Origin of the sequence: Xanthomonas maliensis (assembly GCF_009192945.1) — a bacterium.
Taxonomy (GTDB): Bacteria; Pseudomonadota; Gammaproteobacteria; order Xanthomonadales; family Xanthomonadaceae; genus Xanthomonas; species Xanthomonas maliensis.
Window position 1 is genome coordinate 91,231 of the sequence record NZ_NSET01000022.1, and the last position, 15,002, is coordinate 106,232.

Genomic DNA, 15,002 nt, shown 5'->3' on the forward strand with positions numbered 1-15,002 from the left:
ATGGGACGGCCGTCTGTGCCGCATTGGCGGAAAAAGGTTGCAACGGATCAGAACGTGTAGCTGAGCAGGCCCAGCCAGGGAGTGTCGGTCAGCCCGCCAGACCCCCGCGGGATGCCGTCACCGCCAGCGATGACGACCCGGTCCACTTCCACGCTCCAGTGCGCGCGCCGCCAGCGCAGGCCGGCCTGGCCATAGCGATAGCGGCCGGAGCCGGCCATGTCATAGGCCAGCATGGGGAAATCCGAGCTGCCCGCGCCCAGCGCGAGCGCCAATCCATGCCGGAGCGGCAGGTTGGCGGTCACATCCACGGCCACCCGCCAACGCGAATCGCGGTTGTTCGGGTAGTTGAAGGTGGAGACCGAGGCGGTCACCAAGTCACGGTAGGACCAGGCCAGGCTGGCTTCCTGGCGGTTGAAGGCGCGGGCGTCGCGATCGGCGGGATAGCCGTAGTACAGCGCACTGGCCTGGAATTGCCAGCGATCGTCCAGCATCCAGGAGCGCGCTCCCTGCACCGTGAAGGCGGCCAGATCGCCCGCTGCGGACGGTTGCCACGCGGCCGAGGCGGAGACCGACCAGCCGGGCGCCGGCAACCAGTAACCAGCGCCCTGCACCGTGAGCCTGTTGGGCGCGATGGCGACGCCGCGGTCGATCAGCTGCGATGTGACGGAGACCGCGCCACCGACGGTGGCGGCGTTGGCGGCGAGCGGCGCCAATGCCAGCAACAGGCAGGCGCTGTACTGCTGCAGTTGGCGAAACGGTGCGGACATGGACGATCCGCGCGGATGAGACCGCTCGTCGCCAGGACCGTGTCGTGCGACGCCTGCGTCACGCAGCGCAGGACGACCACGCACCGATGCGTCTGGTCGGGCTTGCACGAGGAGGGCAGGGGGCGTCGGTAACAAAGGCAACGGTCGGCTCGGTGGGCAGGCGATCCTGCCCGGGACCGATGCGGTGGACGGCCAGGGCGCGGATGTTTCGTCCGTATACGCGAAGCCGCCGCCGGCGCCAATGCGTTGCGGCGGCGGGTTGCCGCGTGGCCTCGTGGGTGAAACAGCCAGTGCAGGTCGGGTGAGAGCCGTGGTCAGTGCAGGGTATTGAGGTAGGCGATCAGGGCGTCGAGCTCCTTCGGGTCCTCGCCCAGGCCGTCGTACTTCATCTTGGTGCCCGGCAGCGCGCTGGAGGACTTCTGCGACAGGTAGATCTTGAGCTGGGCCGGCGTCCAGGTCCAGTGGCTGCCCTTCAGTGCGTCCGAATAGGTGTAGTCCGGCACGCTGGCGGCTGGCCGACCGACGACACCGAACAACGACGGGCCCTTCTTGTTCTTGCCCTTGGTGGGGCTATGGCAGTCGGCGCATTCGGACAGGAACGTGCTGCTGCCGTCGGCGGCATGCGCCGACGGCGACAACAGGGCGCCGGCCAACAGCAGGCCGGCCAGCGGAGCGCACAACAGGATCTTGCGGGATGCAGTCATGGGAAGTCCGTACACGGGCAGGGATCAGAACGCCAGGTTGACCGACAGCGAGAAGCTGTCCAGGTCGCGCGGATTGGTGATGGGATTGCCGCCACCGAAGACATTGCTGGTGGCGCCGTTGAACTTGTCGAAGCGGAACCAGCCGGCGGACAGGCGCAGGTTGGCGATCGAGGTGTAGGTGCCGTCCTTGCCGAACGGTGTCCAGTACACCAGGATCAGGTTGCTGGTGGTGTCGGGGATGCCGTAGGGCAGGTAGCGCGCGGCATCGAACGAACCGCTGTTGATCATGTGCGCGGCCAGCACGCCGTAGCTCTGCTTGAAGGCATATTTCATGCTGATGGTCTGATCGCGCACGCTGCCGTGGGTGAGGGTCGGCAGGGTCGGATCGGACGGGGTCAGCGGATTGCCGTAGCGGCGACGCTCGTAGACGTTGACATACGACAGCGCCAGGGTGTGCTCGCGGTTGCCAAGGAACTCATAGGTCACGTCGTAGCCAAGATCGGTGAGCGTATCGCTCGGGCCACCGGCGCGCGGCTGCCGGTCGGTGGTGAGCGCGGTCAGGCCGACCGAGAAGAACTGGCGCTTCAAATCCTTCATGTAGGCCAGGCGCGCATAGCCGGTGTCGCTGAGCTTGCCCGGATCGCCGTTGACCGGCCAGCCGAAGCGGTCCTGCATCGACGGCGACAGCGCGCTGTAGCTGCCGACCTCGCCATACCAGTTGCGGTCGTACAGTCCGTAGACGCTGGCACCGATGACACGGTTGGACAACGAAGACGAACTGAGCACGCTGGACGCACCGCCGGTGGAGGCGGGGGTCAGCGTGGAGGCGTTGGGCAGCACGTGCACCGGATCGGATATGCCCGGGTTGTTGTTGACGCTCACGCCGAGCATCGCGTCCTTGCCGGCCAGTTGGAACGGCTTGCTGACGAAGCGCAGATCCACATCGTCCAGGCGGGTGTCGAACTTGCCCTTGCCGGTGTTGTTGGAGCGGATCTTGGAGTAGGCACCGATGTTGTCGTTGACCCGTCCGGCCAGGTACAGATCCGCTTCGCTCAGGCGCGACGTGCTATCGCCGCGATTGGGATTGTTGTGCGTCCAGGTCACCTGCCCGGACGCCGGGATCTTGGTGCCGTTGCCGTCGGTGTCGGTGAAACCGCTCAGTTTGAAACGCATGCCGTAGGGCGTGAGCGTGGGGCCGTAGGAGCCGATGTGACAGTCTGCGCACGACGAGCCGGTCTGGCGGGCGAAGGCGGGGATCGCCTGCGCCTGCGTGCTGGCCAGCAACAACAAGGGACCGGTGACGCACAACAGCGAGGTCAGCGAGGCGGCGCGGGAATGGCTTGCAGGCGGCGCGACGGAGGGGCGGGAAGCAGTCATGGAATGTCCTTGTTCGATGCGGCGAAAACAACGATGGGGCGGGCGGCGCGATGCAGGGTCATCGGCCAGTCTTTGCAGGCAGTACGCGACGCAGCAGGCCATCGCGCAGGACCAGGTGATGAAACAGTGCGGCGCCGATATGCAGAACGACCAGCGCCAGCAGCGCCCAGGCGGCATTGAGGTGCCAGGCGCCCAGGGTGTCGGCCAGGTCGGCGTCCGGAGCGACCCATGCCGGGAGAGTCAGGCCGAACAGGTCGACCGGTTTGCCGTAGGCATTGCTCAGCGCCCAGCCGATCAACGGCATGGCGACCATCAGCGCGTACAGCCCCAGATGGATTGCGCCGGCCGCCAGACGTAGCGGCAGCGCTGCCGGTGGACCTGGCGGCAGTCGACGCAGCCGGATGCGTAGCGCAACCCGCAGGCAGACCAGCACCAGCACGAACAGGCCGAAGTGACGGTGGCCTTCCAACAACCACTGCTTGAGCGCGCGACCATCGAGCTCGAGCCGGAGCAGGATCAGGGTGGCGGCCAGCGCCAGGCAGACCACGCTCAGCCAGTGCACCACCACGAGCGGGCGCGGCAGCGGACGCACGGACGGCGATGCCGATGCAGCGGAATCCGCAGGCGCCGCCGCGATTGTCCGCGGAGGCAGGCCGTCGGGGGCGGGGGAGGAAGCATGCATCGGATCGGTGTCCTCTCGATGGTCGTTGGTTCCGGCGCAGCGCATCGCGACATCCGGGCCTTGCTGTCCACGTTGGCCGGGCGGAGGCCAAGTGGCTATGCAGGCATGGGTGCGGTGATCCCGGCAAAAGGTTGCGTCGATCGTCGGTGGCAGGGCGCGCACACCCGTCGTCGTGGGTGCGATCGGGCGCAACCTTTCCTGCAGCGGTCCGCACTCAGGCATGTCGTACCACCTACCGTCAGCGTCGACGCCCGGAACATGGCCATCCAACGCATCAAGCTGCACACCCACGGCGACCATCGCGGCCTGCTCGTTTCCCTGGAGCAGGAGCGCAACGTACCGTTCGAGATTCGTCGCGTGTATTACCTGTTCGGTACCCATCAGGGCGTGCATCGCGGGCAACATGCGCATCGCCGACTCAACCAGTTGGCGGTGGCCCTGCATGGCTCGGTAACCCTGTTGCTGGACGAGGGCGCAGGTCCCAGCGAGGTGGTGCTGGACGATCCGGCGCACGGGGTGCTGCTCGGGCGCATGGTCTGGCGCGATCTCTACGACTTCAGCCCCGACTGCGTGCTGATGGTGCTGGCCGACCAGCACTACGACCCGGACGATTACATTGCCGATTACGACGAATTCCTGTCCGAAGTACGCGGCATCAGCAGGTTGGAGGCATGAGCGTGCGTACCCCGTTGGTGATCGTCGGTGCCGGCGAATTCGCCCAGATCGCCTGCGAGTATTTCCGCCACGATAGTCGCTACGAGGTGGTCGCCTTCAGCGTGGAGCGCGATTTCCTGCGCGAGCCCGAGCTGGCGGCGTTGCCGGTCGTGCCCTACGAGACCTTGGAGCAGCAGTTTCCGCCCGGCAGTTGCGAGGTGTTCGTGGCCATCCCGGCCACCGGGCTCAATCGCTTGCGCATGCGCTTCTACCTCGACGTGGTCGCGCGCGGCTACCGCTGCGCCAGCTACGTCAGCTCGCGTGCCTTCGTCTGGCGCAACGCGCAGATCGGCGCCAATTGCTTCATCTTCGAGAACAACGTGGTGCAGCCGTTCACCCGCATCGGCGACAACTGCATTCTATGGAGCGGCAATCACATCGGGCATCGCAGCGTGGTCCACGATCACGTGTTCATTGCCTCGCATGCCGTGGTGTCGGGTTACTGCGAGATCGGCGCGCGTAGCTTCATCGGCGTCAACGCCACCTTCAACGACAAGGTGCGGGTGGCGGCGGACAACGTGATCGGTGCCGGTGCGCTGGTCACCCGCGACACCGAGCCGGAGCGCATCTACGTCGGCTCGCCTGCGCGCGTGGTGGCCGGCAAGTCCAGCCTCGAGGTCGAGCTGTGAGGGCGTTCGTCTGGCAAAAGCGCGGCTTGGTATTCGACGTCGCTCGCGATGGCGTCGGTGGCTGGATGCAGCATGCGGCGCTGACGCCCACGCCGTATCGCTACGACGCGCAGACCTTGCGGATCTATGCAGGCTTCCGCGATGCGCTAGGCGTCAGCCGGATCGGCTATGTCGACGTGCGCGCCGACGCGCCGAACCAGGTGGTGCGTGTCAGCCAACGGCCGGTGCTGGACATCGGTCGCGACGGCTGTTTCGACGACAACGGCATGATCCTGGGCGATGTCGTGCAGGGTCCGGATGGTCTCTATCTGTTCTACGTCGGCTTCCAACAGGTCGCCAAGGCGAAGTTCCTGGCCTTCAGCGGCTTGGCGGTGTCCAGCGACGGTGGCGATAGTTTTCGGCGCGTGCAGGACACGCCGCTGCTGGATCGTGCGCCCGGCCGCAGCACCATTGCCGCGGTGCACTCGGCCCGTTACGAGCAAGGGCGCTGGCGGCTTTGGTACGCGGTCGGCGACGACTGGGAGTCGATCGGCGGGACGCCGTTCCCGCGTTACCACATCCGCTACGTCGAGACCGCCGACCTGGGCGCGATTCCTCGCCAGGATCAGCTCTGCCTGCGTCCGCAGGGCAACGAATACCGCATCGGTCGCCCGCGTGTCTATCGCCTGCAGCAGCAGTACCTGATGTACTTCACCCGCGGCGATACCCAGGGCGGCTATGTGCCTGGGCTGGCGACCAGCGCCGATGGCCTGCACTGGCAGCGTGACGATGCGGCGTTGGGAATCGGCTTGTCGCCTAGCGGCTGGGATGCGCGCACGCTGTGCTATCCGGCGCTGATCCAGCAGGACGAACGCCTGCTGATGTTCTACAACGGTAATGCAATGGGACGCGATGGCTTCGGCCTGGCCGAGGCCGCATTGCCCGACGGCCTGCGGGGACACCATGTTCTCGATTAGGCCCTACCAGCCGACGGATGCGGCGGCCTGGGACACCCTGGTCGCCAACTCGCGCAACGGCACCTTGCTGCACCGGCGTGGTTACATGGACTATCACGCCGAGCGCTTCGTCGATGCCTCGTTGCTGATCCTGCGCGATGGGCAACTGGTGGCCGTGCTTCCGGCCAGTCGCCAGGACGACTGCGTGACCAGCCATGCCGGCCTGACCTATGGCGGCTTGTTGTCGTCGATGGCGTTACGCGCCAGCGCCACCCTGACTGCCTTCGAGGCGATCGCCGCGCATTACCGGGCGCAAGGCGTGCGCGAACTGCTGTACAAGCCAGTGCCGCACATCTTTCAGGCCTATCCGGCCGAGGAAGACCTGTATGCGCTGCACCGGCTGGGAGCAAGCGTGTGCCGGCGCGACCTGTCCTCGGTCATCCCGCTGCACAAGCCGTTTTTGTTCAGCGGCGAGCGGCGGCGCTCGATCGCCAAGGCGCGCCAGGCCGGCATCCAGGTCGGGATCGGCACTTCGTTGGAGCGCTTCCATCGCTTGCTGACCGAGGTTCTGCAACGGCATGCGACCGTGCCTACCCACCGCCTGGACGAGCTGCAATTGCTGCAGCGGCGTTTTCCGCAGCAGATCGTCCTGCACCAGGCGTGCGTCGATGACCAGCTGTTGGCAGCCACGCTGGTGCTGGACCTTGGCCAGGTGGTGCATACGCAATACCTTGCGGTCTCCGAAGCGGGGCGGCGCGCCGATGCGCTCAGTGTCCTATTGGCCGACCTGATCACCGATGTCTATGCCCATCGGCAGTACTTCAGCTTCGGCATCTCCACCGAGCAGGGCGGACGCGTGCTCAATGCCGGCCTGGTAGAGCAGAAGGAGCGCTTCGGCGCGCGCGCGGTCGTACAGGACTTTTACCAATGGACCTTGTAATGAATGTCGCACTCGATGCGGCCATGGACGTGCCGTTCCTGGATCTGCGCGCGGTCAATGCGCGCTACGCCGACGAGCTGAAGGCAGCGGCGGCACGGGTGATCGACTCTGGCTGGTACGTTCTGGGTCACGAGCTGGCGGCCTTCGAAACGGAATTCGCCGCGCATTGCGGCACCGCGCATGCGGTCGGCGTGGGCAACGGCCTGGACGCGCTGTCGTTGATCCTGCGTGGCTATCGCGAACTTGGGATACTGCGCGAAGGCGACGAGATCATCGTGCCAGCCAACACCTTCATCGCGACCTTCCTGGCCATCAGCCAGAACCAGTTGGTGCTGGTGCCCGTAGAGCCGGATTCACGCACCTTCAACCTGGATCCGCGCGCGGTGGAGAAGGCCATCGGGCCACGCACGCGGGCCATCATGGCCGTGCATCTGTATGGCCAGCTGGCCGACATGGATGCATTGCGGACCCTGGCCCATCGCTACGGCCTGCTGTTGCTGGAAGATGCTGCGCAGGCACATGGTGCCACCATGCGCGGCCGGCGCGCCGGTGCGTTGGGCGATGCGGCGGCTTTCAGTTTTTTCCCGACCAAGAATCTGGGGGCGCTCGGCGACGGCGGCGCGGTGGTGACCTCCGATGCGCGCTTGGTCGAACGGATACGGGCGCTGCGCAACTATGGCTCGGAAGTGAAGTACCAGCACCTCTACCAGGGCGTGAATTCCCGCCTGGATGAGCTGCAGGCGGCGATGCTGCGGGTCAAGCTGCGCCATCTCGATACGGACATCGACCGCCGCCGTGCGGTGGCGTGGCGCTATCTGCAAGGGATCGATCACCCGCTGATCCAGCTGCCATCGGTGCGTGCCGACGAGCAACACGTGTGGCACCTGTTCGTGCTGCGCAGCCCGCGCCGCGACGCGCTGCAGCGGCATCTGCAACGCTGGGGCATCCATACCCAGATCCACTATCCGGTGGCGCCGCATCTGCAACCGGCCTACGCGGCACTGGGCAACACCCATCTGCCGCTCAGCGAACAGCTGCACCGCGAGGTGCTGAGCCTGCCGATCGGGCCGGCGCTGCCGCCGCGCGCGGTCGACCACGTGATCGCAGCCTGCCAGGCATTCGGTGAGGACGCGTGAATCTACTGCGCAGCAGCGCCTATACCGGGGTGGCGACACTGGCGAAGCTGCTGGCGGCCCTGGTGGTGGTCAAGCTAGTGGCGGTGTTCGCCGGGCCGCAAGGCATCGGCAGGCTTGGACAGTTCCTCAGCTTGATGTCGTTGCTGGCGGTGCTGGCCGGTGGCGGTATCGGGTCGGGCGTCATCAAGTACGTTGCCCAATACCGCCAGGACGCGCAGGCGTTGGCGCGCCTGCTTGGGGCCGCGCTGTGGTACGCCGCGTGCGCCTGCGGCGTGGTGGCGGTGCTGGCGGTGGTGTTCAGTGCACCGCTGGCGACGCGCCTGCTCGGCGACGTCGCCTATCGCCCGCTGATCTGCGTGCTCGCGGCGGCGCAGCTGGGGATCGCCTTGGTCAACCACGTGCTGGCGGTGGTGAATGGCTTCATGGACGTGCGCCGACTGGCCTTCATCCAGGTGGTGGGCGCGTTGTTGAACGTGCTGCTGGTCGCCGCGCTGGCGGCGCGTCTGCAACTGGCGGGCGCGTTGCTCGCCTTGGTGCTGGGGCAGGTGGCGTGGTTGCTGGTCGCCATCCCGGCGTTGCGGCGTAGCCCATACTTCCGTCCGGCAATGCTGCGTCTGCGCTACGACGCCGAGATGACACGCCGGCTCGCGGCCTTCTCGTTGATGACGCTGACCTCCACCTTGGTGCCACAGCTGGTGGCGATCCTGGTCCGCGATCATCTGGCCGCGCAGTTTGGCTGGCAGCAGGTCGGCTATTGGCAGGCGGTCAGCCGCGTATCCGACGCCTACCTGCTGTTCTTTACCACCGCGATCAACGTCTACTACCTGCCAAAGCTGGCCAGCATCAGCGACCGCACCGCCCTGGTGGCAGAACTGCGCGCGGCCTATCGGCGGGTGCTGCCGGCGGTGCTGGTGATGGCGGTGGCAGTCTATCTGTGCCGCGACTGGGTGACCTGGTTGCTTTTCGATAGCAGCTTCGACGCGGCCGCGCCGCTGTACGCCCCGCAACTGCTGGGCGATGTCGTCAAGATCGCCGCGTTCGTGCTGTCCTACGTGATGCTGGCCAAGGCGATGAGCCGGCTGTTCATCCTGTCCGAGTGTGCGTTTGCCACCAGCTACCTGGTGCTGGTCTATCTGTTCACGGCGCACTACGGCGTGATCGGTGCGATGTACGCCTTCGTCGCCAACTACGTCGCCTACCTGGCGTTCAACCTGCTGGTGGTGCGGCAGTACCTGAGGTCATGCGCATGAGCGCTGCCGGCGCAGACCGTGGCCGCGCGCGCTGGCCGCTGGTGTCGGTGCTGATCCCGGCGTTCAACCATGCCCGCTTTGTCGAACGCTGCCTGGACAGCGTGCTGGAGGATCCTTATCCGAGCAAGGAGATCGTGATCATCGATGACGGCTCCAGCGACGATACCGGTGCGCGCATCGCCCACTGGATTGCCAACCACGGGCAGCAAATCGCGGTGCAGTTCGTGCAGCGGGAAAATCGCGGTGTGGCGGCCACGCTCAACGAACTGGTGTTGCACGCGCGCGGCGACTTCCTGCGGCTGGGCGCCAGCGACGACTACTTGCTCCCCGGCGGACTGGACGCGCAGGTCCGCTACCTGCGTGCGCATCCGCACAAGCTGGCGGTGATCGGCGATGCCTGCGTGGTCGATCAGCATGGGCGCCTGCTGCACGCCAGCGCGATGCGCGACCTGCACAGGGTGAAGGTCGATCGCTACCGTTCCGACACCGGCATCCGCGTGGCGGTGATCCGCCATTGGGCCGTCAGCGGCGCGGTGACGTTGTTGCGTCGCGGTGCGGTCGATGCGCAGCAGGGGTGGGATGCGACGCTGCGGATCGAGGATTGGGATTTTTTCCTGCGCCTGGTCGCACGCGATGCGCTGGGGTTCCTCGACCTGCCGGTCTGCGCCTATCGTCTGCACGGCCACAATCTCAGCAAGACCGCCGATGTGCCCGTGCGCATCGCCAATCTCTCCGAGTCCCGCCGGGTGGCGCTGCGGTGCATGCCCTTGTTCCCGCCGCACGAGCGGCGGTTGCTGCGGGCGCAAGCGCATTACATCGCTGCCAAGGTTGGGTTCCTGCAGCGGCGGCCCGATCGCGTGGCACTGCATCTGCTGGCGTACGCGTGGCTTTCGCTGCCGGCCAGGGCGCGCCGGCAGCCGGTGCCTGCGCTGGTGGATCCAGCATGAACGCGCTGCTGCGCTGGCCAGCCAGCTACCTGGCCGTCCCAATCCTGCTCAGCTGCGCACTGACGCTGCTGACCTACACACTGCCGGCGGGCTATACCGTGGGCATCCTGGTGCTGATGCTTGGCGGCGGTATCGCCATCGCAATGGACACGCTGCTGCGTCTGCGGCTGCCGCCGCAACAGCGCTTCCGCCAGCAGCGCTATGCCGGGACCCGTGAGGCCTTCGTCGCGCTGGCGCTCGCGCTGGTGGTCGTGCTGTTCTGCTTGATCGACGTGCTGGCGTTTCCGATCCCGCTGTTCAGCGATCCATCGTCGTACGCCACCCTCAGTCCCGCGCGTGCGCATGTGCGGCACGTGTCCAATATGTGCTGGATCCTGCCGCCGATCGCCTTGCTGTGCGTGCGCCACCGCTCGCTGCGGCTCGCCATGGTGCTGCTGGGGTTCGTGTTCCCGGTGGTGGTGATCGACCGCAATCGCATCTTTGCCGGGTTGTTCTCCTTCGTGGTGGTGCTGCTCTGGCGGCGCGCTCCGGACAGGCCGCTGCCCTGGAAGGCGATCGGCGCACTGACTGCGGCCGGCGCGGCGGTATTTTCCCTGCTCGGGGCATTGCGTTCCGGTTCGCTGGCGACGGTGGCGCTGCCCTTTGGAGCGTTCTATCGCGCCATGCCACAGGGGGTGCAGTGGCTACTGCTGTATGTCAGCGCCGGTCCCTACAATTTTGGCGCGATGCTGGCCAAGTCCTACGTCAACGCCAGTTTCCTTGTCAATCAACTGGTGCCCTTCAGCGGCTCGATCGCCACCGCCGGTACCGGCATCCCGTTGGATGCGCCCAACATCAACGTCGGTACCGAATTCTTTCCATTCCTGATGGCCTGGGGCGCGCCCGGTGCCCTGCTGGCAATGCTGGCGCTGTATGCGCTGCTGCTGTGGAGCGTTCGCCGGCTGCAGGTTTCGCTGTCGATCTTCCATGTGCTGATCTTCCTGCGGCTTGCCTATGCCTGCGTGATGTCGCCATTCGCGCCGCAAGCCTTCACCTGGACCAACTTCGGCTTTATCGCGCTCTGTCTGCTGCTGCATGCCGGCAGTGGCTTGCTGCCGAACCGCCAGAGTGCCGTCCCCACTGGCACGACCCCGTGCTGACCCTCTTCCACACTTTGCAGAACGCGACCGCATGAACGACGAAGACGAAATCTACCTGATCGATCTATGGCGGATCGTGTGTCGGGAATGGCGCTGGTCGTTGGCCACCGTGGTGTTGGTGCTGGGCGCGACCCTGGTGTTCAGCCGGGTCGCGCGGCCGCAATGGGAGGCCAGTGCCTCGATCCAGGTGGGTGAGATCGGGCCGACGCCTGCGGGGCGCGATCCGAAAGTCGAGCCCTTCCAGCGCGTCATCGATCGCATGAAGACGCGATTGTTTCAGGATGCGGTGCTCGAGCAGGCGGGTATCGATCTGCGTAGCCATGCTGCAGCGCTGTACCGCAGTAGCTTGAAGCCGGATCCGGATCCCTATGCGAACCTGATCGGCGTGAGCATCCGTGCCGACTCGTCTGCGCAGGCGCGGGCGTTGGCGAATGCCACGGTGCAGCAGCTGCAGCGTTTGCATGGACAGACCACCGCCGAGGCACTGGCACAGGCGCGGCAGCGTCTGCGCGGCCTGGAGGACGACCTGCGGATCGCCATTGCCAACCGTGATCGCCTGCAGCAGCAGGTGGAATCGGCGAACGGAGCGGCAGGTACGCAGGCGCAGGTACTGGCGGCTGTGTTGCTGAGCGACACCGTCACCACGATTCGTACATTGCAGAGCGAGCGCGATGATCTGCTGGCCCGCTTCGGCGCGCGCTATACCTACCAGACCTCGCTGGCCTGGCCGCTTTATGTGCCCGATCGCCCTGCATTTCCGAATCCGCTCATGCTGTGGGCGGGCGGGGGACTGGGAGCGCTGGCTCTGGCGCTGCTGGCGGCGGTGCTGCGCAACGCCTTGCGACGTTGGTCGACGCGTCACGCTCGCAGCGCGGCGTGAAAGAAAGAGGTGCTGCTCGCGGCGCAACCAAACTCCCGCCCGCCCGCACTCACCGACTGACGACGCGCTGTGGCCGGGCCGGAATGCGTGCCAGGCGACTTGGTCTAGACAATGCTGGAGAGGAGAGGGCATGGCGGTGGTGAAACAACGGGCAGGCGGGCAGATCGCTCCGGCGCAGTTGCTGGAGACGCAGCGCGCCTTCGACAGCGTGGCCGCCGACTACGATGGTCCACGCGGCAACAATGCCCTGATCCAGCGCATGCGCGGTACCCTCTGGCAGACCGTGTCCCGCGCGTTGCCGGAGGGCGCGCGGCTGGTGGACCTTGGCTGCGGTACCGGCCTGGACGCGGCCGAGTTCGCGCGGCGCGGCTATCGCGTGCTCGCCACCGACTGGTCGCCGGCCATGGTCGAACGCACCCGCCAGCGAGCCGCCGCGCAGGGACTGGGCGATCGCCTGCAGGCCGCGCATATGGGTATCCAGCAGCTGGCGCAACTCGACGCCAGCCACGATGGCAGCTTCGACGGCATGTACTCCAACTTCGGGCCGCTGAACTGCGCGCCTGACCTGCCGGCGGTGGCGGCCGAGTGCGCACGTCTGCTGCGCCCCGGCGGCTGTCTGGTGTTTTCGGTGATCGGGCGGATCTGCCCGTGGGAATTGGCGTATTACACCCTGCGCGGACGCTTCAAGCGGGCGGCGGTGCGTGCCGCACGCGGCGCCACGGCGGTCGGCATGAACGGCCATACCATCTGGACCTGGTACCACCTGCCGCGCGAGTTCCATCGCGCCTTCAGCGACCACTTCGTGCTGGAGCGCTACCAGGCGTTGAGCCTGTTCCTGCCGCCGCCGTATCTGGTCGACCTGTACGAGCGCCATCCCACACTGTCCGCCGCGCTCGGGTGGTGCGATGATCGGATGGGTGACTGGCCACTGTTACGCGATATGGGCGACCATTTTCTGATCGTGATGCGCAAGCGCTGATGGGCGAGGCCGTGGCCACCGCTGAGTTCACGCTGTCTGGCGCGCGTACCATCGCGCCGGCGGGAACCTCCGTGGCGCCGCTGAGCATTCGCGCAGGCTGCGTTGGCGGCACCCCTGGCACGGGGACCCAGCACATCGACCTGCGCGGCCACGTGCTGGCGCCCGGCCTGATCAATGCGCACGAGCACCTGCAGATCAACGCGGTGTCGCCGTTGCCGCAGAGCGCGGCCTTCCCCAACAGTTATGCTTGGATCGAGGCATTCCAGAGCCACTTCCGGCAACCGGCGGTGGCCGCCGCGCTGGCACAGCCAAAGTCGCTGCGGCTGCAACAGGGCGCACTGAAGAATGTGCTCGCCGGTGTCACCTGCGTGGCGCAGCACGATCCCTGGCATGCGGCACTGGAGGCGCCGGAGTTTCCGGTGGCGTTGCTGCGCGACTTCGGCTGGGCTTACGCGCTCGGTGGGCCAGCCTATGGCCCGCCGGTACGGGCCAGTTTCGATGCGACGCCGTCGACCCGGCCGTGGATGATCCATCTGGCCGAGGGCACCGACACGGTGGCCGCCGGCGAACTGGCGGCGCTGGACGCGCTCGGTTGCCTGGCCGCCAATACCGTGCTGATCCACGGGGTGGGCCTGGGCGAACAGGATGTGGAGCGGGTGATCGCGCGTGGCGCGGCCGTGGTGTGGTGCCCGGCCAGCAATCTCGCCCTGCTCGGGCGCACGCTCGATCCCTGGCGCCTGTGCATGGCCGGGCGGCTGGCGCTGGGCAGCGACTCGCGCATCAGTGGCGGGCGTGATCTGCTGGAGGATCTGCAGCTGGCAGCGGCCAGTGGGCTGGCGGCGGATCTGGTGCTGGCGTTGGCCACGACCCAGGCGGCGCGCATTCTCGGCCTGGCGCCGCGCGGCAGCCTGGCGCCCGGCGCGCCAGCCGACCTGCTGGTGGTACGCGACCGCGGCGGCGACCCGGCTGCCAGCGTGGTGGGGTGCGCGCGTGCCGATCTGCGCGCAGTGGTGCGCGATGGTCGGCCGCGCATCGCCGATGGCGATTTCGCCCCCTGGTTTGCCGCCGCCGGCATCGAGACCGTGCCGGTGTTGCTCGATGGTCGTCCCAAGCTGCTGGACGCCACGCTGGCCGACCCCGCGGTGCTGGCGCTGGAACCGGGACTCGAGCGTTTGGCCGCGGTGCCTGCGCACGCGGTGGCGGATTGCGAGGTGCTGCCATGAGCCGTACGCCGGTGCTCGACCCCGCAGCGGCCTACGCTTTGTGGGCCGACAGCTATCCGCCGCACGCACACAACCCGCTGATGATGGCCGAGGAGCGGGCGATGCTGACGCTGCTGCCGCGGCAACTGCGCGGCCTGCAGGTGCTGGATGCCGGCTGTGGCAGCGGTCGTTACATGCAGCATGCGTTGCGCCGCGGTGCGGCGCGCGTGTTGGGCGTGGATCTGTCGTTGCCGATGTTGCAGCGGGCACAGAGCGAACTGGAACGCGACTGGCCGACCCGGCGCTTCGCGCTGCAGCAAGGAAGCCTGGATGCGCTGCCGCTGGACGCTGGCGTCGCCGACATCACTGTCAGCGCACTGGTGATCGGTCATCTGTCACGGCTGCAGCCGACGCTGGCAGAGCTGGCGCGGGTCACTCGCGTCGGTGGCATCGTACTGTGCAGCGATGTGCATCCGGTCGGCGCCACCTTGGGCTGGGAGCGCGGCTTCAAGGCGCACGGTCGTCGTTACGCGGTGCGGCATACCATCCACTCCAACAGCCAGTGGCGGGCAGCCTGCGATGCGGTGGGCTTGATGATCGAGGTACAGGCCGAGCCAATGCTCGATCCGGCCGACATCCCGCAGGGTGCGCGTTTCGATCCGGCCGCATTGCAGCTGCCAGTGGCCTTGGTGCTGCGGATGCGGCGGGTCGCATGAGGCGG

At 67.0% G+C, this 15,002-nt stretch carries 16 protein-coding genes; 12 read left to right on the forward strand and 4 right to left on the reverse strand.

Translation table 11 applies throughout. From position 1 onward, the window contains the following. Nucleotides 1-47: 47 nt before the first annotated feature. From CKY51_RS07380 to CKY51_RS22645, 4 genes are all read right to left on the reverse strand, one after another. Entirely contained in the window at nucleotides 48-767 is a 720-nt protein-coding gene (locus tag CKY51_RS07380; RefSeq protein WP_022972997.1) for a hypothetical protein, read from the reverse strand. A gap of 314 nt (nucleotides 768-1,081) precedes the next feature. Further along, complete coding sequence (locus CKY51_RS07385; protein WP_022972996.1) at nucleotides 1,082-1,471, reverse strand: c-type cytochrome; 390 nt, start codon at nucleotides 1,469-1,471, stop codon at nucleotides 1,082-1,084. Between the two features lie 24 nt (nucleotides 1,472-1,495). Continuing rightward, nucleotides 1,496-2,848: a hypothetical protein gene (locus tag CKY51_RS07390; RefSeq protein WP_022972995.1), complete on the reverse strand. Its 1,353-nt coding sequence runs from the start codon at nucleotides 2,846-2,848 to the stop codon at nucleotides 1,496-1,498. Between the two features lie 58 nt (nucleotides 2,849-2,906). Further along, entirely contained in the window at nucleotides 2,907-3,530 is a 624-nt protein-coding gene (locus tag CKY51_RS22645) for a cytochrome b (RefSeq protein ID WP_081641412.1), read from the reverse strand. Nucleotides 3,531-3,788: 258 nt separating this feature from the next. Here CKY51_RS22645 and CKY51_RS07400 point away from each other — a divergent pair, with 258 nt between their 5' ends. The 12 genes from CKY51_RS07400 to CKY51_RS07455 all read left to right on the forward strand — a co-directional run bounded on the left by CKY51_RS07400 (nucleotide 3,789) and on the right by CKY51_RS07455 (nucleotide 14,997). After that, complete coding sequence (locus CKY51_RS07400) at nucleotides 3,789-4,205, forward strand: sugar 3,4-ketoisomerase (RefSeq protein WP_152249053.1); 417 nt, start codon at nucleotides 3,789-3,791, stop codon at nucleotides 4,203-4,205. Beyond that, nucleotides 4,202-4,873, forward strand: a complete 672-nt coding sequence (locus CKY51_RS07405) for an acetyltransferase (RefSeq protein WP_022972993.1) — start codon at nucleotides 4,202-4,204, stop codon at nucleotides 4,871-4,873. The genes CKY51_RS07400 and CKY51_RS07405 overlap by 4 nt, the downstream gene beginning before the upstream one ends. Then, nucleotides 4,870-5,829 carry a glycoside hydrolase family protein gene (locus CKY51_RS07410; RefSeq protein WP_031340098.1) on the forward strand — a complete coding sequence of 320 codons (960 nt, stop codon included), beginning with the start codon at nucleotides 4,870-4,872 and terminating at the stop codon, nucleotides 5,827-5,829. The genes CKY51_RS07405 and CKY51_RS07410 overlap by 4 nt, the downstream gene beginning before the upstream one ends. Continuing rightward, a complete protein-coding gene (locus CKY51_RS07415; protein WP_022972991.1) occupies nucleotides 5,816-6,748 on the forward strand; it encodes a GNAT family N-acetyltransferase in 933 nt (310 codons plus the stop codon). Before CKY51_RS07410 ends, CKY51_RS07415 begins: the two co-directional genes overlap by 14 nt. Before the next feature lie 23 nt (nucleotides 6,749-6,771). After that, nucleotides 6,772-7,884: a DegT/DnrJ/EryC1/StrS family aminotransferase gene (locus CKY51_RS07420; protein WP_031340097.1), complete on the forward strand. Its 1,113-nt coding sequence runs from the start codon at nucleotides 6,772-6,774 to the stop codon at nucleotides 7,882-7,884. Further along, a complete protein-coding gene (locus CKY51_RS07425) occupies nucleotides 7,881-9,134 on the forward strand; it encodes an O-antigen translocase (protein ID WP_022972989.1) in 1,254 nt (417 codons plus the stop codon). Before CKY51_RS07420 ends, CKY51_RS07425 begins: the two co-directional genes overlap by 4 nt. Beyond that, nucleotides 9,131-10,081 carry a glycosyltransferase gene (locus CKY51_RS07430; RefSeq protein WP_022972988.1) on the forward strand — a complete coding sequence of 317 codons (951 nt, stop codon included), beginning with the start codon at nucleotides 9,131-9,133 and terminating at the stop codon, nucleotides 10,079-10,081. Before CKY51_RS07425 ends, CKY51_RS07430 begins: the two co-directional genes overlap by 4 nt. After that, the gene (locus CKY51_RS07435; protein WP_152249054.1) at nucleotides 10,078-11,220 is read left to right on the forward strand and encodes a hypothetical protein; all 1,143 of its coding nucleotides are present in this window, start codon (nucleotides 10,078-10,080) and stop codon (nucleotides 11,218-11,220) included. Before CKY51_RS07430 ends, CKY51_RS07435 begins: the two co-directional genes overlap by 4 nt. A 31-nt stretch (nucleotides 11,221-11,251) precedes the next feature. Continuing rightward, nucleotides 11,252-12,100: a Wzz/FepE/Etk N-terminal domain-containing protein gene (locus CKY51_RS07440; protein WP_031340094.1), complete on the forward strand. Its 849-nt coding sequence runs from the start codon at nucleotides 11,252-11,254 to the stop codon at nucleotides 12,098-12,100. A 130-nt stretch (nucleotides 12,101-12,230) separates the two neighbouring features. Then, entirely contained in the window at nucleotides 12,231-13,079 is an 849-nt protein-coding gene (locus CKY51_RS07445) for a class I SAM-dependent methyltransferase (RefSeq protein ID WP_022972984.1), read from the forward strand. Continuing rightward, nucleotides 13,079-14,302, forward strand: a complete 1,224-nt coding sequence (locus tag CKY51_RS07450; RefSeq protein ID WP_022972983.1) for an amidohydrolase family protein — start codon at nucleotides 13,079-13,081, stop codon at nucleotides 14,300-14,302. Before CKY51_RS07445 ends, CKY51_RS07450 begins: the two co-directional genes overlap by 1 nt. After that, a complete protein-coding gene (locus CKY51_RS07455) occupies nucleotides 14,299-14,997 on the forward strand; it encodes a class I SAM-dependent methyltransferase (RefSeq protein ID WP_022972982.1) in 699 nt (232 codons plus the stop codon). Before CKY51_RS07450 ends, CKY51_RS07455 begins: the two co-directional genes overlap by 4 nt. The last annotated feature ends 5 nt before the right edge of the window (nucleotides 14,998-15,002 follow it).